We start from the raw sequence: 24,677 nt of genomic DNA, 5'->3' as shown, positions 1-24,677 counted from the left end.
GCGGTGGGCGGGCGGCGGTGATGGGGCGATGAGCCAGTCATGACGCGGCGATGAGCGCTGCCGTCAGGCTGCGTGCAGTCGTCCCCTCATCACCAGGAGCACACGTGAAGCGTCTGTTACGCACATTCGGCGTCACCTCGGCCCTCGCCGTGAGCCTGCTCGCGGCACCCGCCTCGGCCCAGGCCGCCCCCGACCGCGCCGCCGAGGTCGCGGCGGCCGCCGAGCCCAGCGCCGCGGTCATGGCGGAGATCGCGGCCGGCAACGCCACCATGATCGACGAGGCGACGCTCGCCGCGTCCGGCTGTGGATCTTCCTGCGACGGCCGGAACCCGCAGACCTACAAGATCTACTACAACGGCTCCGCCTACTACACCTGCGCCGAGGACGCTGTCGTGCCGAAGTCCGGCACCTACACGTACAAGACGTCGAGCCCGATCGGCTCCGTCGAGCTGCGGTACAGCCCGCGCTGCCGCACCGCGTGGGCCCGGACCACCGCCAGTTACGTGTCGTTCAAGGTGGACAGCCGCTACCTCAACGGCAACCACCGCCGGACGGAGTCGGGCTACACCGAGTCCGGCGGCTACACCCTGATGGTCAACGACGCCGACCTGGAGGCCCGGGCCTGCTACGCGGCGAGCGGCCCGATCTCCGGCTGGGACTGCACCCGCTGGTGGTGACACCCAGGGACACCGAGACCTGACCCACCCCGGTTGCTCGGCTGGCCACGATCGTGGCCAGCCGAGCAGCACGTACCCGGCCGGTGCCGGTGACGGCGCGCGGCCCGGTCAGACCCGGGCGCGGTTCAGACCGTAGGTGAGTGCGTCGACCAGGGCGTGCCAGCTCGCCTCGACCACGTTGGGGTGCACCCCGACGGTGGTCCAGCCACCGCCCCGGCCGTCGGCGGTCTCGACGAGCACCCGGGTCACCGCGCCGGTGCCGTGGCTGCCCTCCAGGATGCGGACCTTGTAGTCGGCCAGTTCGAAGTCACGCAGCTCCGGGTAGTGCCGGCCCAGGCCCACCCGCAGCGCCTCGTCGAGGGCGTTCACCGGGCCGTTGCCCTCCGCGGTGGCGATCAGCCGCTCACCGCGTACCCGGATCTTCACGGTCGCCTCGGAGACCACGGCACCGTCCTCGCGGTGCTCGACAAGCACCCGGTACGACTCCAGCGCGAAGGGGCGCGCCGGCGCGGCGTCCGGCAGCTCGGAGCGGACCAGCAGCTCGAACGAGGCGTCGGCGGCCTCGAACGACCAGCCACCGGCCTCCAGCTCCTTGACCCGGTTGGTGACCCGGGACAGCGTCTCCGGATGGCCGGCCAGATCCAACCCCAGCTCGCGGCTCTTGAGTTCGATGCTGGCCCGGCCGGCCATCTCGGTGACCAGGATCCGCATGTCGTTGCCGACCACCTCGGGTTCGACGTGGTTGTAGAGCAGCGGATCCACCTTGATCGCACTCGCGTGCAGCCCCGCCTTGTGGGCGAAGGCGGCGGCCCCGGCGTACGCCTGGTGGGTGTCGGGGGCGATGTTGGCGATCTCGGCGATGGCGTGGGAGACCCGCACCATCTGCTCCAGGCAGCCCTCCGGTAGGACGGGCATCCCGAGCTTGAGCTGAAGGTTCGCCACGACGGCGAAGAGGTCGGCGTTGCCGGGGCGTTCGCCGTACCCGTTGGCGGTGCCCTGCACGTGGCGGACGCCGGCCTCGACGGCGGCGATGGTGTTGGCCACCGCGCAGGCGGTGTCGTTCTGCGCGTGCATCCCGAGCACCTCGGGCGCGACCCCGATCCGGTCGGTGAGGTCGGCGATGGCTGCGGTCACCCAGGAGGGCAGCATCCCGCCGTTGGTGTCGCAGAGCACGAACCGCTCGGCACCCGCGGCAAGCGCGGTCTCCACCACCGAGGCGGTGTACGCCGGGTCATGGCGGTAGCCGTCGTAGAAGTGCTCGCCGTCGACGAAGACCCGCCGTCCCTCGGCGACCAGGTGGGTCACCGTGTCGTGGATCATCGCCAGGTTCTCCTTGGCGGTGGTCCGCAGCGCCCGCTCCACGTGCCGCAGGTCGGCCTTGGCGACCAGGGCGATCGCCGGGGTCTGCGCGTCCAGCAGGCCGCGTACCTGCGGGTCGTCGGCGGCGACGGCACCGGCCCGGCGGGTGGCGCCGAAAGCCACCAGCACCGCGTGCCGCAGGTCGAGTTCGGTACGCGCCCGGCGGAAGAACTCGGTGTCCTTCGGCACCGCGCCCGGCCACCCGCCCTCGATGAACCCGACGCCGAACTCGTCGAGCAGCCGCGCCACCGCGAGCTTGTCGACCACCGAGTAGCTGACCCCCTCGCGCTGGGCACCGTCGCGCAGGGTCGTGTCGTAGACCTGGAACGTCATGGGAGATCCCTTCGTACTGGCACCGGCCGACGCAACAAAAAGACCCCCCGCGGCTGCGGGAGGTCTGCGCGCTCGGCGAGGGGAGGCCGGCGCGCTAGTTGCCAATAATGCGGGCGGTGCTGGTCACGTACTGCACTCTGCCACTCGCCGACGACCTCTGGGAGGCGAAATCCACATGTCGGGACGCGGCGCGGAACGGCCGGAGACTCGTGGGTGTAGGCCGGGCCGCACGGGGTAGGAGTTTCCGGGACAGGGAAGCACGTTCCGCACGAGACGACTCATCGTAGTCGAGGCAGGTGAGAATCATGGACAGGCTCGATCAGAACACCGCACACACCACTCCGGATCCGGCTCTGCGCGGCGTCGACCAGGGTGTCGTCGCAGGCGGCGCGCCGGCTGGCAGTTTCGACCCGTGGAGCTACCGGGACGAGGCCGGGGTGTCCGGCACCAACCTGGTCGGCTACAAGGTCGAGGCCACCGACGGCTCGATCGGCAAGATCGACAGTGACAGCAACGAGGTGAACGCCAGCTACCTGGTGGTCGACACCGGGCCGTGGATCTTCGGCAAGAAGGTCATGCTGCCGGCCGGCACCGTGAACCACGTGGACCACGACGAGCAGAAGGTCTACGTCGACCGGAACAAGGACCAGATCAAGGCGGCCCCGGAGTTCGACGAGACGGCCACCGACCCGGCGTACCGGGACAAGCTCGGCGGCTACTACAACGACACGTACGCCGCGACTCCGCCCGGCGGCCTGCGGTGACTCGGGTTCACTGACGAATCGCGTGACGGCCGGTGGGGCACTGCCCCACCGGCCGTTACCGTGTCAGGGTGGACGCCACCGAGATAACCCGCAAGATCCCGTTCGCCACGACCTTCAACTTCCGCGACGTCGGGGGCTATCGCAACCGGGACGGCCGTACGGTCCGCACCGGCCGCCTCTACCGCTCCGACTCGCTGCACCGCATCGCCAACGCCGACCGGGACGTGTTCACCGCGCTCGGCGTACGGACCGTCATCGACCTGCGTCGCCCCGCCGAGGTGGAGCGCGACGGCCGGGTTCCCGAGTTCGACGGCCTCAGCTACCGGCACATCCACCCGGAGCACACCGAGTGGAGTCAGCGGCCGTACCAGTCGGGAGACCTGGCCCGCTACCTCGCCGACCGGTACGCCGACCTGGCCCGCACCGGCACGGCGGGCCTGGCCGAGGCGGTCGGCCTGATCGCCGACAGCGCCAACGCACCGGTGGTGGTGCACTGCGTCGCGGGCAAGGACCGGACCGGCATCGTCTGCGGCCTGACCCTCGCGGTGCTCGGCGTGGCGGACGACGACATCGCGGCGGACTACGCGCTGACCAACGAGGCGTCCCAGCGGTTCGCCGCCTGGCTCAAGGCCACCTTCCCGGAGGCCGACGAGATCCCGCCGCCGTTCCTCGCCTCGCCCGCCGAGACGATGCTGCTGTTCCTGGCGGAGATCCGCGAGGGACACGGCTCCGTCGAGAACTACCTCCGGCACGCCGGCGTGACCGACGACCAGCTCACCGCCCTGCGCACTCACCTGCTCGACTGACGCCGACATCGGCCTCGGGTGTTAAGAAGGGGCCCCTGCTATACACGAGGCGTTAGCAGGGGGCCCCTCCTTACACCTCAGAGCACGCGGTGGACCCAGTTGTGCGGGTCGGCGGCCTTGCCGCGCTGGAGGTCGACGAGCTGCTGGCGCAGCGCCATGGTGACGGTGCCGGGTTCGCCGCCGGCGATGGCGAACTCGCCGTCGGGGAAGCGCACCCGGCCGATCGGGGTGATCACCGCTGCGGTGCCGCAGGCGAAGACCTCGCGCAGCCGGCCGCTTGCCGCGTCGGCCTGCCAGTCGGCGAAGCTCACCGGTCGTTCCTCGACCCGGTGCCCGGCCGCCTCGGCCAGCGCGATCACCGATTCCCGGGTGATGCCGGGGAGGATGGTGCCGGTCAGCGGCGGGGTCGCGATCGAGCCGTCGTCGTAGACGAAGAAGACGTTCATGCCGCCCAGTTCGTCGACGTAGGTGCGCTCCACCGCGTCCAGGAAGACGACCTGGTCGCAGCCGCGCTCGGCGGCCTCGGCCTGGGCGGCGAGCGAAGCGGCGTAGTTGCCGCCGCACTTGGCCGCACCGGTGCCACCGGGGGCGGCGCGGGTGTAGTCGGGCGAGACCCAGACCGTCACCGGCTTGACCCCGCCGGAGAAGTACGCGCCGACCGGCGAGGCGATCACCACGTAGAGGTATTCGTTCGCCGGCCGCACACCGAGGAAGACCTCGCTGGCGAACATGAAGGGCCGCAGGTAGAGGCTGCCGTCCTCGCCGTCGGGAATCCACTCACGGTCGATCTCGATCAGCTGGTGCAGCGAGTCGACGAATGTCGCCTCGGACAACGCCGGCATCGCCATCCGGGCGGCGGAGGTGTTGAAACGGGCCGCGTTGGCGTACGGGCGGAACATGGTCACCCCGCCGTCGGCGGCGCGGTACGCCTTCATGCCCTCGAAGATCTCCTGGGCGTAGTGCAGCACCGCGCTGGCCGGGTCCATCGGGATCGGCGCCCGCGCCTCGACCCGGGCGTCGTACCAGCCCTTGCCCTCGGCATAGCGGACGGTGACCATGTGGTCGGTGAAGACCCGGCCGAACCCGGGGTTGGCCAGCAGGGCGGCCCGGTCGGTGGCGGATACCCGCGCGGGATTCGGACGGATCTCGAAGTCGAGCTTGTCACCACCGCTCATCGCGCTGACCTCCCTGAGGACCACGGCGTACGCGCGCAGTCGCACGCCGGAAACGTATGTGCCAGAAACTTACCCCGAACGGTCGTTCAGCGGGTAGGTCGACCGGCGGGTAGGAAGACGACAACCGGTGGCCGGCGGCGGTGGCGCGCGCGGCTCAGGCGGTTACCTGCGCGGCGATCCGGTCGCCGACCTCGGCCGTACGCAGGGTTACCTCCGGGCCGCGGTTGGCCAGCTCGGCGCTGACCGCGGCGGTGATCCGGGCCGCGGCGTCGGCGTGCCCGAGCTGGTCGAGCAGCAACGCGGCGGAGAGGATCGCGGCGACCGGGTCGGCCACGCCGCGACCGGCGATGTCCGGCGCGGAGCCGTGCACCGGCTCGAACATCGACGGGTACCCGCCGTCGGGGTTGATGCTGCCGCTGGCGGCCAGCCCGATTCCGCCGGTGACGGCGGCGGCGATGTCGGTCAGGATGTCGCCGAAGAGGTTGTCGGTGACCACGACGTCGTAACGCTGGGGCTGGGTGACCAGGAACATCGCGGCGGCATCGACGTGCTGGTATTCGGTGGCCACGTCGGGGTGTTCGGCGGCCACCGCCGCGAAGGTGCGGGCCCACAGCGAACCGGCGTGGGTGAGCACGTTGGTCTTGTGCACCAGGGTCACCTTGCGCCGCTCGCGCCGCCGGGCCCGGGCGAAGGCGTCCCGGACCACCCGCTCCACCCCGTGCCGGGTGTTCAGGCTCTCCTCGGTGGCGACCTCGGCCGGGGTGTCCCGATGCAGGGTGCCACCGGCCCCGGCGTAGAGCCCCTCGGTGCCCTCGCGGACGACCACCAGGTCGACCTCGCCGGACTTCACAGTGGCCAGCGGGCTGGCCACGCCCGGCCAGAGCCGCGACGGTCGGAGGTTGACGTACTGGTCGAAGGCGAAGCGCAGCTTCAGCAGCAGACCCCGCTCCAGCACACCGGGCGGGACGGTGGGGTCGCCGACGGCACCGAGCAGAATGGCGTCGTGGCCGGCCAACTCGGTCAGCACCGAGTCGGGCAGCACCTCGCCGGTGCGGTGGTAACGTGCCGCGCCGAGGTCGTACTCGGTGGCCTCCACCCCGGGCAGCACCGCATCGATGACCTTGCGGGCCTCCGCGACCACCTCGGGTCCGATCCCGTCCCCGGCCACCACCGCGATCCGTGCCACGTCGTCAGCTCCTTCGCTCGTGTGGCTCGACGGTACGCCGCCGTCCCGCGTCCCGGTACGAAGGTTCCACTTTTCGGGACGCCGGAACGCACAGCAGCTTCCCAGCACGCATTCATGGAGCGGTCATCTGCGCTGCGTAGCGTGATCGTGCGCGGGCCGCTCGGTCCGGGTCTTGGGCGACCGCCACGACGGCGTGACGGGGCGTCGAGGGAGGACGAGGCGATGTGGATCGACGAGCAGCCGCGAACCCGGTGGGTTGACCCGGCGACTTTCCGTTTCCGCCGACCCGACCTGCGGCTGGGCACCCGCGAGCACCGCCCCGACCGGGCCGGCCTGGTGGCCGGGGACCGGATCGCCGTCCGGCACACCGTACGCACCTCGACCGCGACGTACACCCTGCTGCTGAACGCACCCGTTTGGGTCGGCCGGCGGGGCACCGGTGAGGCGTTGCGGGACGCGGTGGCCGAACTGCGGGCGATCGACCTCACCTACGGCCCCAACCGCCCGGAGAGCCTGGTGTCACGGCTGCGCCGGGGTGAGATCGGCCCAGACTCGTACCCGCCGCTGGCGGACCTGGTGGACCGGTGCGCCGCGATGCGGGCGGTCACCGACGGCTGGTTCGACGCCTGGGCCGTGCCCGGCGGATTCGACCCCGGCGGCCTGCTCGGCGGTTGGGCGGTGGAGCGGGCCGCGGCCCGGTTGCGCGCCGCCGGCATCCACGACTACGCCGTGCTCACCGGCGCCGACCTGACCGTACGCGGCCACGCCGCGCACGGCGGCCCGTGGCGGGTCGCGGTGCACCACCCGACCGATCGCCGTCGAACCCCACTGGTGCTGGAGATGACCGCCGGTGCGATCGGCACCTCCGGGGTGACCGGCCGGCAGGGACATGTGGTCGACCCGCACACCGGTGATCCGGCCGATCAGCTCGTCGCGGCCACTGTGGTCGGTCCCGATCTGGCCACCGCCGACGCCTACGCCACCGCGCTGTACGCGGCCGGAGCGGTGGGGCTGGGCTGGTTCCGCCCGGGGTCGGAATATCGGGCGCTGCTCGCCGCCCGCCGCTAGAGGCCCGCCGGGGGCGGGCGGCCGACACCAATCGGCCTCCACGGCCGCGGCAACGACCGTGGAGGCCGGTCGGCGACGAGTGCGCGTGGCTCGCGCAATCGAGGGGTGCGGGCCGGTCAGCCGGGCGTCAACCTCGCCACCCGAAGACGGGTCAGCGCCACAGGCACGGCCAGCAACCGCCTCCGTACGCTATCGAATCGACGCGTTTCGCGGCAAGGGTTCCACACGGGACATCCGGCACTGTTCCACCGTCGCCTGTCGGCCCCGACCGGGCCGTTTTCGACAAGGCAAACTGCGGATGGCACGCTGTCCGCCGTGAGTTTCGATCTGAGCGTGTGGGCCCTGGCGGACGGGGCGACGCCCGAGGATGTTCGCGCGGCGGTGCAACGGTGCCGGCAGGGCCAGCACATCGAGCGCCACCCGGACCCACGACTTGTGGGGTTCTACCGGGCGATCACCGCCCGCTACCCCGACCGGCCGGCCGGTCCGGGCACCCCCTGGGCGGTCGCACCGCTGCACACCGCGGCCGACCACATCGAACTGAACCTGGATCCGGGCTGCGCCGACCAGGTCCTGCTCGACATCGAACGGCTGGCCGGTGAGTGTCGACTGATGCTCTTCGACGCCCAGGACGGCTCGGTCTATCCGCCACCGGCGGCCCGACTGCCCGGCTGAGCCGGGCGCGCCGCAGTAGCACGCGGCCCGCACGTCGCCGGCACGACGAGGGGCCCGACCGAAGGTCGGGCCCCTCGCGGTCGTGCGTGGACTACTCGTCGCGCAGATCCGCCGCGCTGGCCGCGGTCGCGCCGATGGAGTCAGCCGCCGAGGTGAGCAGGTCGGCGCCGAGCGCCTGGTCGACGGTGAGGGTCATCAGCGTCTCACCGCCGGCCTCCCGGCGGGCCACCTGCATCGCCGCGATGTTGACGCCGGCCTCGCCGAGCAGGGTGCCGACGGTGCCGACCACACCGGGCCGGTCGGCGTAGCGCAGGAAGAGCAGGATGCCCTCGGCGCCGATCTCCACGTCGAAGCCGTCCACCTCGGTCAGCTTGAGCACGTCCCGGGTGCCGGCGTGGGTCACCGTGCCGGAGACACTGACGGTGCGGCCGTCGGGCAGCGCGCCACGCACGGTGACCAGGACCGGGTGCTCCACGGTCTCGGTCTGCGTGGTCAGCGACACCTCGACCCCACGCTGGGCGGCCAGGTGCGGTGCGTTGACGTACGTCACCTGCTCCTCGACCACCGAGCTGAACAGGCCCTTGGTGGCGGCGAGCTTGAGCACCGAGACGTCGTGGTTGACGATCTCGCCGCGTACCTCGACGGTGACGCTGGCGGCCACGCCGCCGGCCAGCGCGGTGAAGGCCCGGCCGAGCTTCTCGGCCAGCGGCAGCAGCGGGCGGACGTCCTCGTCGACCACGCCGCCGGCCTGCACGTTCACCGCGTCCGGCACGAACTCGCCCTGCAGCGCCAGCTTCACGCTCTTCGCCACGGCCAGGCCCGCCTTGTCCTGCGCCTCGGCGGTGGAGGCACCCAGGTGCGGGGTGGCCACCACGTTGTCGAAGGCGAACAGCGGCGAGGAGGTGCAGGGCTCCTTGGCGTACACGTCCACCCCGGCGCCACCGACCCGGCCCTCGGCCAGCGCGTCGGCCAGGGCCTGCTCGTCGACGAGGCCACCGCGGGCGGCGTTGACGATCCGCACGCCCGGCTTGACGATCGACAGTTCCTTCTCACCGATCAGGCCCACGGTCTCCGGGGTCTTCGGCAGGTGGATGGAGATGAAGTCGCTCTCCCGCAGCAGCTCCTCCAGGCCGACCAGGCGCACCCCGAGCTGCGCGGCGCGGGCCGGCTGGATGTACGGGTCGTACGCGATCAGCCGGGTGCCGAAGGCGGCGATGCGCTGCGCGAACAGCACGCCGATGCGGCCGAGGCCCACCACGCCGACGGTCTTGCCCTGGATCTCCACACCCGTGTACTTGGACCGCTTCCACTCCCCCGCCTTGAGCGCGGCGCTGGCGCTGGCGGTGTTGCGGGCCACCGCGAGCAGCAGCGCGACGGCCTGCTCGGCGGCGGAGACGATGTTGGAGGTGGGGGCGTTGACGACCATGACGCCCCGCGCGGTGGCGGCCGGCACCTCGACGTTGTCCAGACCCACACCGGCCCGGGCCACGACCTTCAGTCGCGGCGCGGCGGCGATCGCCTCGGCGTCGATCTGGGTGGCACTACGGACGATGACGGCGTCGGCCTCGGCGAGCGCGGAGAGCAGGGCCGGGCGGTCGGTGCCGTCGACGTGCCGGACGTCGAAGTCGTGGGCGAGCACCTCGATGGCGGCGGGGGCGAGTTCTTCGGCGATCAGTACGACAGGAGTCATTGGTCCTCGTAGATGTCGTCAATGCGGTCGGCCGGTGCGGTGGACGCTGCGCTGCGCCCGGCGCAGACAGGGCCATGGCCGTCAGGTGCCGCCTGGAGCACCTACCCGCGATCGTAGGGGGCGGCTCGCCCGGCGCGCCCCGGAGTACGGGGTGAGTGCCCTCACAAACCGGACGTGACGTGCGTGTTAACGATCGGTCAACTGGTGGCGGACAGCACGGCACCCGGGCCCGACGTCGGGGAGAACGCCAGGTCCGGGTGCCGTTGGTGAGAGTGCTCTCAGGTGGCCGAGATCTCAGGCCGTCTCGGTGATCGGCCGGTCCACCCAGCTCATCATGCCGCGCAGCTTCGCGCCGGTCTCCTCGATCGGGTGCGCCGCGCCCTCGGACTGCAGCTTGCGGAAGTTGGGGCGGCCCGCCTCGTCCTCGGCCACCCACTCGCGGGCGAACTCGCCGGACTGGATCTCACCGAGGATCTTGCGCATCTCCTCCTTGACCCGGCCGTCGATGACCCGCGGGCCCCGGGTGACGTCGCCGTACTCGGCGGTGTCGGAGATGCTGTACCGCATCTTGGCGATGCCGCCCTCGTACATCAGGTCGACGATGAGCTTCAGCTCGTGCAGGCACTCGAAGTAGGCCACCTCGGGGGCGTAGCCGGCCTCGGTGAGCACCTCGAACCCGGTCTGCACCAGGGCCGCCGCGCCACCGCAGAGCACCGCCTGCTCGCCGAAGAGATCCGTCTCGGTCTCCTCCTTGAAGCTGGTCTTGATGACGCCCGCGCGGGTGCCGCCGATGCCCTTGGCGTACGACAGGGCCAGCGCGAGGGCGTTGCCGCTGCCGTCCTGCTCCACGGCGACCAGGCAGGGCACGCCCTTGCCGTCGACGTACTGCCGGCGGACCAGGTGACCGGGGCCCTTCGGGGCGACCATCGCCACGTCCACGTCGGCCGGCGGCTTGATCAGCCCGTACCGGATGTTGAAGCCGTGTCCGAAGAACAGCGCCTTGCCCGCGCTGAGGTTCGGCGCGATCGACTCGGCGTAGATGTGCCGCTGCGCGGTGTCCGGCGCGAGGATCATGATCACGTCGGCCTCGGCCGCCGCCTCCGCCGGGGTGAGCACCCGCAGCCCCTGCTCCTCGGCCTTCGGCCGGCTCTTCGAGCCCTCCGGCAGGCCGATCACCACGTCGACACCCGAGTCGCGCAGCGACAGCGCGTGGGCGTGGCCCTGGCTGCCGTACCCGATCACGGCGACCTTCTTCGCCTGGATCAGGCCCAGGTCGGCGTCGTCGTCGTAGTACACCTCAACGCTCATGACTTCCCTTTCGTACGGCGGCCGCAGCGGCCCGTCGTGGCTGTGTTGATCAGGCGGCCGGACGGTGCCGGACCTGCGGTTTTCTCACGACCCGCGCCTGCGGGCCGGTGGTTCGGTACGGCCGGCCCCGGTGCCTGCGGGCCGGCCGTGCGGGTCAGGCGGCCCGCAGGGCCGGACCGGCGGTGATGGCCCGCGAACCGCGACCGATCGCCACCAGCCCGGACTGGACCATCTCCTTGATGCCGAAGGGTTCGAGGTCGCGCAGCAGCGCGTCGAGCTTGTCGGCGGTGCCGGTGGCCTCGATGGTGAGGGTGTCCGGAGCCACGTCGACCACCCGGGCCCGGAACAGGTTCACCGTCTCCAGCACCTGGCTGCGGGCGTTGCGGTCGGCCCGCACCTTCACCAGCAGCAGTTCCCGGGCAACCGAGGTCGACGGGTCCAGCTCAACGATCTTGAGTACGTTCACCAGCTTGTTGAGCTGCTTGGTGACCTGCTCCAGCGGGGAGGACTCGGCGTTGACCACGATCGTGATCCGCGAGACGTCCGGGTTCTCCGTCTCGCCGACGGCGAGACTGTCGATGTTGAAGCCGCGCCGGGAGAACAGCCCGGAGACCCGGGCCAGCACGCCCGGCTTGTTCTCCACCAGCACGGAAAGCGTATGGGTCGTCATTTAGATGTCATCCTCGTCGAAGACCGGGCGGACGCCGCGGGCGAACATGATCTCGTCGTTGCTGGTGCCGGCGGCGACCATCGGCCAGACCATGGCGTCCTTGCCGACCACGAAGTCGATCACCACCGGCGCGTCGTTGATGGCCATCGCCGCCTCGATCGTCTTCTCCACGTCCTCGGCGTTCTCGCAGCGCAGCCCGACGCAGCCGAGCGCCTCGGCCAGCTTGACGAAGTCCGGGATGCGGTGCTTGTGGGTGCCGAGGTCGGTGTTGGAGTAGCGCTCGCCGTAGAACAGCGTCTGCCACTGCCGGACCATGCCGAGGTTGCCGTTGTTGATCACGGCGATCTTGACCGGGATGCCCTCCAGCGCGCAGGTGGCCAGCTCCTGGTTGGTCATCTGGAAGCAGCCGTCGCCGTCGATCGCCCAGACCACCGTGTCGGGCTTACCGACCTTGGCGCCCATCGCCGCCGGCACCGCGTAGCCCATCGTGCCGAGGCCACCGGAGTTGAGCCAGGTCTGCGGCTTCTCGTAGGAGATGAACTGCGAGGCCCACATCTGGTGCTGGCCGACGCCGGCCACGTAGATGGCGTCCGACCCGACGATCTCCCCCAGCCGCTTGATCACGTACTGCGGGGAGAGGGTGCCGTCGGAAGGCTCGTCGTAGCCCAGCGGGTACCGCTCGCGCAGGTCGTCGAGCTGCGTCCACCAGTCGGCGAGGTCGGCGACCCGCCCGGCGGCCCGCTCCGCGGTGACCGCCGCCAGCAGTTCGTCGATCACGTACCGGGCGTCGCCGACGATCGGCACGTCCGCGTGCCGGTTCTTGCCGATCTCGGCCGGATCGATGTCGGCGTGCACCACCGTGGCGTCCGGGGCGAAGGAGTCCAGCTTGCCGGTGACCCGGTCGTCGAAGCGGGCGCCGAGCGCCACGATCAGGTCGGCCTTCTGCAGGCCGTAGACCGCCGCCACGGTGCCGTGCATGCCCGGCATGCCCAGGTGCTGCCGGTGCGAGTCGGGGAACGCCCCCAACGCCATCAGCGTGGTGACCACCGGGATGCCGGTCAGCTCGGCCAGCTTGCGCAGGCCCTCGGTGGCGCCGGCCTTGAGCACCCCGCCACCGACGTAGAGCACCGGACGCCGGGCGTTGCTCATCAACCGCGCCGCCTCGCGGATCTGCTTGCCGTGCGGGTGCAGGGTGGGCCGGTAGCCGGGCAGGTCCAGGGTGGGCGGCCAGGCGAAGGTGGTCGACGCCTGGAGGACGTCCTTGGGGATGTCCACCAGCACCGGGCCGGGCCGGCCGGTCGAGGCCAGGTGGAACGCCTCGGCCAGCACCTGCGGGATCTCGCTGGCCTCCTGGACCAGGAAGTTGTGCTTGGTGATCGGCAGCGTGATGCCCTGGATGTCCGCCTCCTGGAAGGCGTCGGTGCCGATCGCGGGGCGGGCCACCTGACCGGTGATCGCCACCATCGGCACCGAGTCCATGTACGCGTCGGCGATCGGGGTGACCAGGTTGGTCGCGCCCGGCCCGGAGGTGGCGATGCACACCCCGACCCGGCCGGTGGCCTGGGCGTAGCCGGTGGCCGCGTGGCCGGCGCCCTGCTCGTGACGGACCAGGATGTGGCGGACCGTCGAGTCGTAGAGCGGGTCGTACGCCGGCAGGATCGCGCCACCCGGGATGCCGAAGACGACGTCGACGCCGAGCGCCTCCAGCGAGCGCACCAGCGAACCGGCGCCCGAGACCTGGGTCGGAGTGGCGCGTACCGGCGTGGCGGGGCGGACGTGATCGGTGTCGCCCGGGGCCTCTGCGGTGGTGCGGGCCCGCCGGGCGGAGTGGGCGAGGGTCTCTGGCGTGGGTCTCGTCATGACGTTGGCCTTCGAGTTGGTGGGCTGCTCAGACTGTGGAACGCGGGCCGGGCCGACGTTCGATGGGTTCGACGGCAACAAAAAGGCCCACGTGCCAGATGCACGGGGCCAGCGCACTCTCAGGCGAGGAGAGTGCGCTCAGGTAAGTACTCGCAGCGACCGGTACGACATGGGCTCAAGCCTGACGCATCTCATGCGATGAGTCAACTGATCCCACATTTTGGTTCACGGGCTCCGGTGTTTCGTGGCCCACACCCGGCTTGACCTGCTCCGGAGCCGACCGGCTGGGGCGGGCGCCCGCCGAGGTGGCCGCCTCCAGCATCGCCTCCAGGTGCTCGGCCGGCACGCCCCAGCCGAACAGGGCGCCCTGGCCGAAGCGGCAGCCGGCGGCCACCACGGCAGCCAACTCCGTGGGCGTGGTGACCCCCTCGGCGATGACCTCGAGGCCGAGTTGGTGCCCAAGCCGCATGACGATGTCGACCATCGGGGCGAAGGCCGGGCCGTCGCGCCCTACCGGCCGGACCGGTTCGTGCTCGGCCACCAGCCCGTGATCGATCTTGAGGATGTCGATCGGCAGGCGGCGGAGCTGCCCCAGCGAGGAGTAGCCGGCCCCGAAGTCGTCGAGCGCGATCCGCACGCCGGTGAGCCGCAGCGCGGTCAACCGCCGGATCAGCTCGTCCAGGTCGGTGGCGACCGCGTGCTCGGTGACCTCCAGCACCAGCCGCTGCGGCGGCACGTGGTGGGCGCGCAGCGCCTCGGTGACCTGCACCACGTACTCGGGGGCGTGCAGCTCGCGGGGGGACACGTTCACCGACACCCAGACGTCGTGCCCATCTGCCAACCAGCGGGAGAGCTGGTGACAAGCCTGGTGCAGCACCCAGGCGCCGAGCTTGGCGATCATCCCGCACTCCTCGGCCAACGGGATGAACTCGTCCGGGCCGACGTTGCCCAGCTCGGGGTGCCGCCAGCGCAGCAACGCCTCCGCGCCGACCGGACGCACCGACGGCAGGGAGGCCACCGGCTGGAAGACCAGGCGCAGCTCGTCGCGCTCGATCGCGCCCCGCAGCTCGTGCTCCAGCGTGGTACGCCGGCGCAGCAGCTGGTCGTACGCGCCGTCGTACCGCTCGATCCGGTTCTTGCCGCGCTGCTTGGCGTAGCGCAGCGCGAGATCGGCGTGCCGCAGCAGCAACTCGACATCCGGCTGGTCCGTCCAGCCGGCCAGTCCGATGCTCACCGAGAGGAAGACCGGCCCCTCGGGCTGCTCGTAGCCGCCACCGAGCACCTTCAGCAGCCGCTCGGCGACCACCCCCGCCTCGGTCGGGCCGCCGTGCATGAGCACCGCGAACTCGTCCCCGCCGAGCCGGGCGGCCAGGTCGCCGGGGCGCAGGTTGCCGCGCAGCCGCTGGCCCACCTCGGCCAGCACCGCGTCACCGACATCGTGCCCGCGCATGTCGTTGACGTGCTTGAAGCCGTCCAGGTCCAGGCCGAGCAGCACGCAGCCGGTGGCCTCCTCGGCGCACCGGTGCAGCGCGCGCAGCAGCCCACGCCGGTTGGCCAGGCCGGTGAGCGCGTCGGTGTGCGCGAGCTGGCGGAAGTGCGCCTCCCGCTCGGCGAGCTGCCGAGCGTACGCACGGGCCTCGTGCAGGGTGAGGTACTGCCGGGCCACCAGGGCGAACCCCTGCACGCTGCCGGCGACGACGCCGAGCAGATCGAACCGGCCGCCCGCGACGAGGTGGTAGATCGCCGAACCGACCATCGCGGCCATCGGCACCACGGCGTACTCGCCGTCGTGCCGGATCACGTCGATGGCGACCTCGCCGGGCAGGTCGGTCCGGTGCACGGCGAGCGCGGCGGCCAGCAACCCCACCGCGAGCGCTACCGCGCTGACCGAGGTGACAGTGCGGCCGGCCTGGCAGAGCCCGGCCGCGAGACCGAGCCCGCCGAAGGTGGCCACGGTGATGCCGACGGCCAGCACGGCGAGGCCACGGCGGGGCGCCGAGACCCGCAGGACCATGATGACGGCGAGGCCGGTGCTCAAGGCCGCGCTCACCGACCCGACCAGGATCGCCGGGCAGGCCGTCGGGGTGGCGTCGCCGAGCAGCCGGGTCGGCTCGGAGGTGAGCACCCAGCCGACGAACCAGAGCGCCGTGCCCAGGATCACACCGTCCAGGGCCAGCCGGGCGGCCGAGCCGACCGAACCGGCCACCCCGGGCATCCGCAGCAAACCGAGACAGAAGAGCAGACCGCTGACGGCGGTGCCGCACGCGATCACGCTCGGCCACCCGACGCCCTGCGGGTCTTGCGGCCATTGCCCGCTGCGGTTGAGCGCGACCGCCAGCCCACACAACAGGGTGAGCAGGGCGACCGCGCCGGCGACGGCGAGCAGCGCGTACGCCTGGCGGTGCGGTCCGGCCCGGTGTCGGGCTGCGGCGGCCAGCAGCACGCCGGCCGCGAGGGCGACCAACGCGCTGAGCACCGCGGCACCGATCATGCCCGGGGGTGTGTGCACGCCCCCAACTCTGCCGGATGACCGCTTCCCGTGGGGATCGGGTGCGCAACTGTTGGGACACGACCCGCTCGGCTGTCCGCGGCGGCCCGAACGGTGCCAGACTGGTGTGCATGCCTGAGCTGCGGTCGAAGACCTCCACGCACGGTCGGACGATGGCCGGCGCCCGGGCCCTGTGGCGGGCCACCGGGATGACCGACGACGATTTCGGCAAGCCGATCGTCGCCATCGCGAACAGTTTCACCCAGTTCGTCCCGGGCCACGTACACCTCAAGGACATGGGTGGCCTGGTCGCCGAGGCGGTCGCCGAGGCCGGTGGCGTGGGCCGCGAGTTCAACACCATCGCGGTCGACGACGGCATCGCGATGGGCCACGGCGGCATGCTTTACTCCCTGCCCAGCCGGGAGCTGATCGCCGACGCGGTGGAATACATGGTCAACGCGCACTGCGCGGACGTCCTGGTCTGCATCTCCAACTGCGACAAGATCACCCCGGGGATGCTGCTGGCGGCGCTGCGACTCAACATCCCGGCGGTCTTCGTCTCCGGCGGCCCGATGGAGGCCGGCAAGACGGTGGCCATCGAGGGCGTCGTCCACTCCAAGATCGATCTGATCGACGCGATGATCGCCAGCTCGAACGAGGCCGTCACCGACGACCAGCTCGGCGAGATCGAGCGCTCCGCCTGCCCCACCTGCGGGTCCTGCTCGGGCATGTTCACCGCCAACTCGATGAACTGCCTCACCGAGGCCATCGGGCTGGCGCTGCCGGGCAACGGTTCGACGCTTGCCACCCACGCCGCCCGCCGGTCGCTCTTCGTCGAGGCCGGCCGCACCGCCGTGGAGATCGCCAAGCGGTGGTACGACAACGACGACGCCTCGGTGCTGCCGCGCAACGTCGCCGGCCGGGCCGCGTTCGAGAACGCCGTCGCGCTGGACGTGGCGATGGGCGGGTCGACGAACACGATCCTGCACCTGCTGGCCGCCGCCCGCGAGGCCGAGCTGGACTTCACCGTCGCCGACATCGACGAGATCTCCCGCCGGGTGCCCTGCCTGGCCAAGGTCGCCCCGAACTCGCCGCAGTACCACATGGAGGACGTGCACCGGGCCGGCGGCATCCCGGCCATTCTCGGCGAGCTCAACCGCGCCGGCCTGCTCCGTCGGGACGTGCACGCGGTGCACGCCCCCTCGCTGGAGCGCTGGCTGGCCGACTGGGACGTGCGTGGCGGCTCCGCCATCCCCGAGGCGATCGAGCTGTTCCACGCCGCGCCGGGCGGGGTACGCACCACCGAACCGTTCTCCACCACCAACCGCTGGTCCACCCTGGACACCGACGCGGCCGGTGGCTGCATCCGGGACCTGGCACACGCGTACACCGCCGACGGCGGGCTGGCCATCCTGCACGGCAACCTCGCGCCCGAGGGCTGCGTGGTCAAGACCGCCGGGGTGCCCGAGGAGTGCCTCACCTTCCGCGGCCCGGCCAAGGTGTACGAGTCACAGGACGACGCGGTCACCGCCATCCTGGCCAAGGAGATCGTCGCCGGGGACGTCGTGGTGATCCGCTACGAGGGCCCCAAGGGCGGCCCCGGCATGCAGGAGATGCTCTACCCCACCTCGTTCCTCAAGGGCCGGGGACTGGGCCGCTCCTGCGCGCTGCTCACCGACGGCCGGTTCTCCGGCGGCACCTCCGGGCTCTCCATCGGACACGCCTCCCCCGAGGCCGCCTCCGGTGGACTGATCGCGCTGGTCGAGCCGGGTGACGAGATCGTCATCGACATCCCGGCCCGCTCCATCGAGCTGAACGTCCCGGCCGACGTCCTCGACGCCCGGCGCGTCGCCCAGGAGAAGCGCGACCGCCCCTACACGCCCGTCGACCGGCAGCGCCCGGTCTCCGCCGCGCTGCGCGCGTACGCCTCGATGGCCACCTCGGCCAGCGACGGCGCCTACCGCCGGGTGCCGGAGTGACGGCGCGCCCCGGCCGCCGGGTGCAGGGCACCCGGCGACCGGGGCGTCAGCGGATCACCAACGAGTCCAGATAGCCGGCCAGGTTGCGGCGGATCTCGGCGACCGAGTCACCACCGAACTTCTGCACCGCCGCCTCGGCCAGCACCAGCGCCACCATCGCCTCCGCGACCACCGCCCCGGCCGGTACGGCACACACGTCCGACCGCTGGTTGATCGCCGGGGCCGGTTCCCCGCTGCGGACGTCCACGGTCCGCAGCGGCCGGTTGAGCGAGGAGATCGGTTTGAGCGCGGCACGTACCCGCAGCGGCTCACCGTTGCTGATGCCACCCTCCAGGCCGCCGGCCCGGCCGGTGACGCGACGGACGCCGTCCGAGGTCGGGATGATCTCGTCGTGCGCGACGGATCCCCGCGACCGGGCCTGGGTGAGCCCGTCGCCGATCTCGACGGACTTGACCGACGGGATCGACATCAGGGCGGCGGCGAGGCGAGCGTCGAGCTTGCGGTCCCACTGCACGTGCGAGCCGAGTCCCGGGGGCACCCCGTAGGCCAGCACCTCCACGATGCCGCCGAGCGTGTCCGCGTCCTTCTTCGCCGCGTCGACCTCGGCCACCATCCGGGCGCTCGCCTCCGGATCCAGGCACCGCAGCGGGTCCGCGTCGATGCGCCCCGCGTCCTGCGGCACCGGTACCAGACCGGTCTGGACGGGCACCGCTCCGAGTTCGATCACGTGTGACACGATCTCGACCTCCAGCGCCTGCCGGAGCAGGGCCTTGGCGATCACGCCCACGGCGACGCGGGCAGCGGTCTCCCGGGCGCTGGCCCGCTCCAGCACCGGCCGCGCGTCGGTGTGACCGTACTTCTGCATGCCGGCCAGATCCGCGTGCCCCGGCCGGGGTCGGGTCAACGGCGCAGCCCGCGCCTGGTTGGCCAGTTCGGCCGCGTCCACCGGGTCGGCGGCCATCACCGTGCGCCACTTAGGCCACTCCGAGTTGCCCACCCGGATCGCCACCGGACTGCCCAGCGTCATGCCGTGCCGCACCCCGCCGAGCAGTTCGACCACGTCGCGCTCGAAGGACATCCGCGCGCCCCGGCCGTATCCCAACCGCCGCCGCGCCAGGTCACACACGATCTGCTCACTGGTCACCCGCACCCCGGCGGGTACGCCGTCGAGCAGCGCGACGAGCGCCGGCCCGTGGGATTCGCCAGCGGTGAGCCAGCGCACGTCAGAAGTCCACGATGGCGCGTTCCGCGATGCGGGGGCCGAGCCACCCGATCACGTCCTGATGACGGGGGTGGGCCTGGTACGCCGCCAATCCGTCCGGGTCGTCGTGCTTGGTGATCAGTGCCAGATCCCAGGAGTACGGGCCGCGGGTCACGTCGGTGCCGGTCACCAGCGCCTGGCACTGCGGGATCTCGGCGGCGAGGCCGGCCAGCAGCTCCTGCGCCTTCGGGGCGTCCGCGGGATCGACGAGTCGCATGAGGACAACGTGCGTGAGCATCTCAGGTCACCTTTCCGGCGTCGCCGCCGACGCCGCTGGGAGGGTTGTGGCGCGAATAGTCGTGCAGCCGCCAGCGGAGTTGGTGGGCGTGCTCGACCTGCACCACCCGCTCCACGTCGAACTCGACGAGCCGCAGCGCGCCCGGGACGGCGGCGGCGTGGTCGGTGTCCCAGTCGATCCGGCCCCGGCCGGTGAGCTGGAGGGTGGTGCCGGTCTCCCAGTCGACGAAGAGCAACCCGCAGCGCGGGTCCAGCACCATGTTGCCGAGCGTCATGTAGAAGGAGTTGCCGAAGTAGTCGGGCCAGGCCAGCCGGCGGGGGCCGAGGACCCGCACGAAGCCGGGCATACCGCCGCGGTGTGAGGCGTCGCCGCCCTGGCCGGGCCCGTGGCTGCCGATGAAAAAGGTGTCGGCGGCGCGGATCAGCTCCTGCTGGTCGCCGTCGAGTTCGTCGCTGTGCCGGACCTTGGCCTCGGCCTCGGCGGGCTGCGGCTGGCTGTCGACGACCTCGCGGGTCGTGATGTATTTCGGGCAGTTGCCGAGCACCTGGTCGGTGATCAGGCGCAGCCCGTCGCCCTCGCGGACGGCCCGGCCGTTGACCCGGATCCGGCGTCGGGTCTGCGGCTCGATGGCGAGCATGCCCACTTCCCGGCTTGTGGTGAGGGCGGCGCGCAGCGGGTCGCCGTGGGCAGGCAACGCCGCGATGTCGATGGTCCGGTCGCTGGTCGGCGTCACGAACCGCCGCGGCCCGGCGAGCACGGTGGCCCACAGAGCGCCATCGTCGTCCCGCGCGCTGAGCACCACCATGCGCTGGGCGAGCAGGAAGCCGTGGAAGCCGATCGGGATCTCCGGGCTGAACATCGGCGAGCCCCAGCCCTCGTGTCCCTCACCGGCACGGCGCTGTACGGCTTGCTCACCCTCGTGTCGGGTCATCTGTACCTCCTGGACGAGGTGCCGCGGGCGGTCCGGCACGGGGGTGGCCGGACCGCCCGCGGCGGCTGGGTCAGGATCGGGTTCCGAGGAGGCCGACCACGTCGACCACGCGGTTGGAGAAGCCCCACTCGTTGTCGTACCAGCCGACGACCTTCACCTGGTTGCCGATCACCTTCGTGAGGCCCGCGTCGAAGATGCAGGACGCGGGGTCGGTGACGATGTCGGCGGAGACGATCGGGTCCTCCGTGTAGCTGAGGATGCCGGCCAGCGGCCCCTCGGCCGCCGCCCGGTAGAGGGCGTTCACCTCGTCAACAGTGGTCGGCCGGGACACCGTGACGCTGAGGTCGGTGCACGAGCCGGTCGGCACCGGCACGCGCATGGCGTACCCGTCGAGGCGTCCCTGTAGCTCCGGGACGACCAGGCCGATGGCCTTGGCCGCGCCGGTCGTGGTGGGCACGATGTTCTGAGCGGCGCCACGGGCCCGGCGCAGGTCAAGGTGCGGGCCGTCCTGGAGGTTCTGATCCTGGGTGTACGCGTGCACGGTGGTCATCAGCCCGGCCTCGACGCCCAGTCCGTCGTGCAGCACGCGGGCGAGCGGGGCGAGACAGTTGGTGGTGCAGGAGGCGTTCGACACCACGTCGTGTGCTGCGGCGTCGTACCTGTCGTGGTTGATGCCGTACGCGATCGTGATGTCCTCGTTCTTGGCCGGCGCCGAGATGAGCACCTTGCGCGCGCCCGCCGCCAAATGGGCTCGCGCCTTCGTCGCGTCGGTGAACACGCCTGTGGACTCGACGACGACATCGACGTCGAGCGCCTTCCAGGGCAGGTTGGCCGGATCGCGCTCGGCGAGCACCCGGATCGTGTGGCCGGCGACGGTCAGCTCGTTGCCGGCCACCTTCACCTCCTCGTCCAGACGGCCGAGGATGCTGTCGTAACGCAGCAGGTGGGCCAGGGTTGCCGCGTCGGTCAAGTCGTTGACGGCGACGATCCGCAGGTCCGCCTTGCGGGCCAGGACGGCGCGGAAGAAGCTGCGCCCGATGCGGCCGAAACCGTTGATGGCGACCGTGGTGGTCATGAGGGTGTCTCCTCTCAGGTTCTCCCGGGGTGACCCGGGGGGATCCCGGGACGACCAGTGCGACCTGCGCGCCGTCGCGCCACGCACGCCATCCCGTGGGCTCGTCCGCCGCAGCGGGCGATCCGGACGGATCGTGTGCCCGGCCGGGCCGGTCGGCACCTCGGCGGTGGGACCTTCGCCGCCGGCCCGACCCGGCCGGTGCTCACGGGCCTGCCGGTGCGCGGACCTCGTCGAGGCCGGCGGCGTCGTCCGCTCGCAGCCCGGAACCGCCACGGGCCAGCGCGACGAAGACCAGGAGCGAGAGGCAGCCCAGCACGGCCATCACGGCACCCATCGGCACGGCGGTCCCGGTGCCGCCCGCCCCGGCCAGCGGCGCCAGGGCGCCACCGATCAGGAACTGGGAGAAGCCCAGCAGCGCGGCGGCCGACCCGGCGTGCTCGCCGTGGTCCTGCAGGGCCAGGGCGGCGGCGTTCGGCATCACCAGGCCGACGCTCGCGACGGCCACGAAGAGCGCGACCAGCAGCGGCCACAGGCCCGCCTGGGTGACGGCGGCGACGAGTACGCCGAGGCCGCCGACCGCGCTGCCGGTCAGGCCGGCGGCGAGCAGCATCCGGGCCCCGGTGTGCCGGACCAGACGGCCGCTGAGCTGGGCGGCGACGACCAGGCCCAGGGCGTTGACGGCGAAGACCGCGCTGTACTCCTGCGGGGAGAGTCCGTGGATGTCCTGCAGCACGTACGGCGAGCCGGAGATGTACGCGAACATCGCCGCGAACGCGAAGCCGTTGGCCAGCACGTACCCGGTGAAGGTCCGGTCGGCGAGCAGCCGGGCGAAGACCGGGCCCATGGCGCGCAGGCCGCCGCCGTGCCGCCGCTCGGCGGGCAGCGTCTCGGGCAGGCCGACCAGGCAGGCGAGCAGCATGACGGCGCTGAGCACCGCCAGCGCCACGAAGATGCCCTCCCAGGTGGTGAACCGCAGCAGTTGGCCGCCCGCCAGCGGGGAGAAGACCGGAGCAAGGCCGGTGACCAGCATGAGCAGGGCGAAGAACCGGGCCGCTGCCGCTCCCGAGGTGCGGTCCCGGACCACGGCGTAGGCGATCACGATGCCGAAGGCGCCACCGATGCCCTGCAGGAGCCGCAGCGCGATCAGCACCCAGACGTCGGTGGAGAGCGCGCAGAGCAGGCCGGCGATCGTGTAGACCGCGAGACCGACGATCAGCGGGCGACGGCGGCCGAGCGCGTCACTCATCGGGCCGGCCAGCAGTTGGCCGACCGCGAGACCGACCAGGCAGGCGGTGATCGTCAACTGGGCGCCGGACGCGCTGGCCCCCAGGTCACGGGTCAGCGCCGGCAGGCCCGGCACGTACGCGTCGGTGGAGAGCGGGCCGAGCGCCACCAGGGCGCCGAGGATGACGATGAGCCGAGCGGTACCGCTCTGGGCGGAACTGGTGGAACTCATGGCTTCTCTACCTTTCGGCGGCGGGGCGGCCTCAGTAGGCGACACTGATCCGGCGGCGGACGGCCTTGCCCTGCTCCAGCTCATCGACGAAGGCCACCGCGTAGTCGGCGTACGAGATGTCGCTCTTGCCGTCGGCGTCGGTGAGCAGTCGGTCGCCGCCGACCCGGAAGGCGCCGGTCCGCTCGCCCTCGCCGATGTGCGCGGCCGGGGACACGTAGGTCCAGTCGAGCTGTTCGCTGTTGCGGAACAGGCCCAGCGCCGCGCTCTGCGCCTCGGCGTTGGCCCGCCACATGGCCGGGAAGTTGGGGTCGTCGAGCACCCGCTTGCCGGGGGCGACCTCGAGGCTGCCGGCGCCGCCGATGGTCACCAGGCGCGTCACCCCCGCCTTGGACAGGCCCTCGATCAGCGCCCGCGCGGCGCCCACGATGATCTCGTGGTCGTTCTCGCGGCCGACCGCCGGGCCTACTGCGGAGGCCACGGCGTCGTGCCCGGAGGCGAGCGACGCCACGGTGCCGGCGTCGGTGGCGTCGCCGACGATGGCGGTGAACCGCTCGTGCTCGAGGCCCTTGACGACGCCGCGGCGGGTGACGCCGGTGACGCTGTGTCCCCGCGACAGCAACTCCTCGGCGATCGCCCGGCCGATGTTGCCGCTCGCGCCGAACAGCAGAACCTTCACGTCGATCTCCTTCAGGTTGGGCGGGTGCCGTACACCCGGTGACGCCACGGAAGGTCAGAGGGCCGTGGCGGAACGCGGTCAGACTAACAAACGAACTAGTTGGTTGGTAGGCCAACTTGCGGGGTTTAGGATTCGTTCATGGCACGCAACCCAGAGGCGACGCAGGCATCGATCCTGGCCGCGGCACGTGTGGAGTTCGCCGCCTACGGCCTGGCCGGGGCGCGCGTCGATCGCATCGCCGCGCGCTCGGGATACAACAAGCAACGCATCTACGCCCGGTTCGGCGACAAGGAAGGTCTCTACCAGCGGGTACTGAGCGAGATGCTGGAAGAGATGCGCCTGGCGACCGTGGTGCGCGAGGGCGAGGACGTGGGCGACTACGTCCGCAAGTCGTTCGACTACCTCAGCGAGCACCGCGAGCTGCTGCGCATGCTGCTCTGGGAGGCCCTGGAGTGCGACGGCGAGTTCGTGCCCGACGAGGCGGCGCGCCGCCGGTGCTACGGGCGCAGCAACGCCGCGCTCGCCGAGCACCTGGGCCGCACCGCCGGCCCGGACACCGCCCGGTTGCTCTTCACCCTCATCGGCATCACCGCCTGGCCGAGCGCGTTCGCCACGCTGGGGCGCCTGGTGACCGACAACGACACCGCCACCGAGGAGGGCCAACGCGCCCTTCGCGAATTTCTGGTCGAGTTCGCCAGAAGTGGGGTGGCAACTGCCAATTGCTTGATAAGCGCCGATGCGAATAACTCGTAGTGTCGATTCTACGCCATGTCGCTTTTCGGACTGATTGCCGTATCAACTAATTCGGTCGAACACGTTCGGATGGGTTGAGCAGGACCGCAACGAGCAGTTTGCCGCCTACCGGCGACGCCCTGGCCAGCGTATTCTCAGAAACGGCCCTGACCGTGGGCCCGGGCGGTCGAGCTGGCAATCCTCCGGCGCAGCGGGCAGCGCCGCGCGACCCGAGCTGGCCGGCGCGCCCTCCCGCCCGCCTGCGATGAC

At 71.6% G+C, this 24,677-nt stretch carries 21 protein-coding genes; 7 read left to right on the top strand and 14 right to left on the bottom strand.

All coding sequences use genetic code 11. From position 1 onward, the window contains the following. Positions 1–104 precede the first annotated feature (104 nt). Entirely contained in the window at positions 105–677 is a 573-nt protein-coding gene (locus C1I93_RS06620) for a DUF2690 domain-containing protein (RefSeq protein WP_181445045.1), read from the top strand. 108 nt (positions 678–785) lie between these two features. Here C1I93_RS06620 and cimA read toward each other — a convergent pair whose 3' ends face one another. Further along, positions 786–2,369: a citramalate synthase gene (gene cimA / locus C1I93_RS06615; RefSeq protein ID WP_111242335.1), complete on the bottom strand. Its 1,584-nt coding sequence runs from the start codon at positions 2,367–2,369 to the stop codon at positions 786–788. Between the two features lie 305 nt (positions 2,370–2,674). On the opposite strand from cimA, the gene C1I93_RS06610 reads away from it, so the two are divergent. Both C1I93_RS06610 and C1I93_RS06605 read left to right on the top strand, forming a co-directional pair. Next, positions 2,675–3,133, top strand: coding sequence for a PRC-barrel domain-containing protein (locus tag C1I93_RS06610; protein WP_181445044.1), 459 nt, complete (start codon positions 2,675–2,677; stop codon positions 3,131–3,133). Between the two features lie 68 nt (positions 3,134–3,201). Then, positions 3,202–3,939 (top strand): tyrosine-protein phosphatase, encoded by a 738-nt coding sequence (locus C1I93_RS06605; protein WP_111242334.1) that lies wholly within the window; start codon positions 3,202–3,204, stop codon positions 3,937–3,939. Between the two features lie 77 nt (positions 3,940–4,016). Here C1I93_RS06605 and C1I93_RS06600 read toward each other — a convergent pair whose 3' ends face one another. Beyond that, positions 4,017–5,114 (bottom strand): branched-chain amino acid aminotransferase, encoded by a 1,098-nt coding sequence (locus tag C1I93_RS06600; RefSeq protein WP_111242341.1) that lies wholly within the window; start codon positions 5,112–5,114, stop codon positions 4,017–4,019. 154 nt (positions 5,115–5,268) lie between these two features. Then, positions 5,269–6,300 (bottom strand): 3-isopropylmalate dehydrogenase, encoded by a 1,032-nt coding sequence (locus C1I93_RS06595; RefSeq protein WP_111242333.1) that lies wholly within the window; start codon positions 6,298–6,300, stop codon positions 5,269–5,271. Between the two features lie 222 nt (positions 6,301–6,522). Between C1I93_RS06595 and C1I93_RS06590 the strand changes: the two genes are divergently transcribed. Both C1I93_RS06590 and C1I93_RS06585 read left to right on the top strand, forming a co-directional pair. Beyond that, a complete protein-coding gene (locus C1I93_RS06590; RefSeq protein WP_111242332.1) occupies positions 6,523–7,368 on the top strand; it encodes an FAD:protein FMN transferase in 846 nt (281 codons plus the stop codon). A gap of 315 nt (positions 7,369–7,683) precedes the next feature. Next, positions 7,684–8,043 (top strand): hypothetical protein, encoded by a 360-nt coding sequence (locus tag C1I93_RS06585; RefSeq protein ID WP_181445043.1) that lies wholly within the window; start codon positions 7,684–7,686, stop codon positions 8,041–8,043. Between the two features lie 91 nt (positions 8,044–8,134). Here C1I93_RS06585 and serA read toward each other — a convergent pair whose 3' ends face one another. The 5 genes from serA to C1I93_RS06560 all read right to left on the bottom strand — a co-directional run bounded on the left by serA (position 8,135) and on the right by C1I93_RS06560 (position 16,080). Beyond that, positions 8,135–9,733, bottom strand: a complete 1,599-nt coding sequence (gene serA / locus C1I93_RS06580) for a phosphoglycerate dehydrogenase (protein ID WP_111242331.1) — start codon at positions 9,731–9,733, stop codon at positions 8,135–8,137. Positions 9,734–10,027: 294 nt separating this feature from the next. Then, complete coding sequence (gene ilvC, locus C1I93_RS06575) at positions 10,028–11,041, bottom strand: ketol-acid reductoisomerase (protein WP_111242330.1); 1,014 nt, start codon at positions 11,039–11,041, stop codon at positions 10,028–10,030. Between the two features lie 154 nt (positions 11,042–11,195). Next, on the bottom strand, positions 11,196–11,711 hold the full coding sequence (ilvN, locus tag C1I93_RS06570; protein ID WP_111242329.1) for an acetolactate synthase small subunit: 516 nt from the start codon (positions 11,709–11,711) through the stop codon (positions 11,196–11,198). Continuing rightward, complete coding sequence (locus tag C1I93_RS06565; protein WP_111242328.1) at positions 11,712–13,571, bottom strand: acetolactate synthase large subunit; 1,860 nt, start codon at positions 13,569–13,571, stop codon at positions 11,712–11,714. Between the two features lie 175 nt (positions 13,572–13,746). Beyond that, positions 13,747–16,080 carry a putative bifunctional diguanylate cyclase/phosphodiesterase gene (locus tag C1I93_RS06560; RefSeq protein WP_111242327.1) on the bottom strand — a complete coding sequence of 778 codons (2,334 nt, stop codon included), beginning with the start codon at positions 16,078–16,080 and terminating at the stop codon, positions 13,747–13,749. Positions 16,081–16,190: 110 nt separating this feature from the next. On the opposite strand from C1I93_RS06560, the gene ilvD reads away from it, so the two are divergent. Then, entirely contained in the window at positions 16,191–18,038 is a 1,848-nt protein-coding gene (ilvD, locus tag C1I93_RS06555; protein ID WP_111242326.1) for a dihydroxy-acid dehydratase, read from the top strand. Between the two features lie 46 nt (positions 18,039–18,084). Here the strand turns inward: ilvD and aroC are convergent, their stop codons facing one another. The 6 genes from aroC to C1I93_RS06525 form a co-directional block, all read right to left on the bottom strand. After that, complete coding sequence (gene aroC, locus C1I93_RS06550) at positions 18,085–19,260, bottom strand: chorismate synthase (RefSeq protein ID WP_111242325.1); 1,176 nt, start codon at positions 19,258–19,260, stop codon at positions 18,085–18,087. Between the two features lies 1 nt (position 19,261). Continuing rightward, positions 19,262–19,537 (bottom strand): Dabb family protein, encoded by a 276-nt coding sequence (locus tag C1I93_RS06545; protein WP_111242324.1) that lies wholly within the window; start codon positions 19,535–19,537, stop codon positions 19,262–19,264. 1 nt (position 19,538) lies between these two features. Continuing rightward, positions 19,539–20,468 (bottom strand): pyridoxamine 5'-phosphate oxidase family protein, encoded by a 930-nt coding sequence (locus tag C1I93_RS06540; RefSeq protein WP_111242339.1) that lies wholly within the window; start codon positions 20,466–20,468, stop codon positions 19,539–19,541. Between the two features lie 70 nt (positions 20,469–20,538). Further along, positions 20,539–21,543 (bottom strand): type I glyceraldehyde-3-phosphate dehydrogenase, encoded by a 1,005-nt coding sequence (gap, locus tag C1I93_RS06535; protein WP_111242323.1) that lies wholly within the window; start codon positions 21,541–21,543, stop codon positions 20,539–20,541. 202 nt (positions 21,544–21,745) lie between these two features. Next, positions 21,746–22,999: a multidrug effflux MFS transporter gene (locus tag C1I93_RS06530; protein WP_212808603.1), complete on the bottom strand. Its 1,254-nt coding sequence runs from the start codon at positions 22,997–22,999 to the stop codon at positions 21,746–21,748. 31 nt (positions 23,000–23,030) lie between these two features. Further along, entirely contained in the window at positions 23,031–23,675 is a 645-nt protein-coding gene (locus C1I93_RS06525; RefSeq protein ID WP_111242338.1) for an NAD(P)-dependent oxidoreductase, read from the bottom strand. A 138-nt stretch (positions 23,676–23,813) separates the two neighbouring features. On the opposite strand from C1I93_RS06525, the gene C1I93_RS06520 reads away from it, so the two are divergent. Beyond that, the gene (locus tag C1I93_RS06520; RefSeq protein ID WP_111242321.1) at positions 23,814–24,428 is read left to right on the top strand and encodes a TetR/AcrR family transcriptional regulator; all 615 of its coding nucleotides are present in this window, start codon (positions 23,814–23,816) and stop codon (positions 24,426–24,428) included. Positions 24,429–24,677: the final 249 nt, after the last annotated feature.

This window comes from Micromonospora endophytica (assembly GCF_003236305.1).
Taxonomy (GTDB): domain Bacteria; phylum Actinomycetota; class Actinomycetes; order Mycobacteriales; family Micromonosporaceae; genus Micromonospora; species Micromonospora endophytica.
The sequence above is the reverse complement of the archived record's forward strand: the minus strand, read 5'-3'. Positions and strand labels throughout refer to the sequence as shown.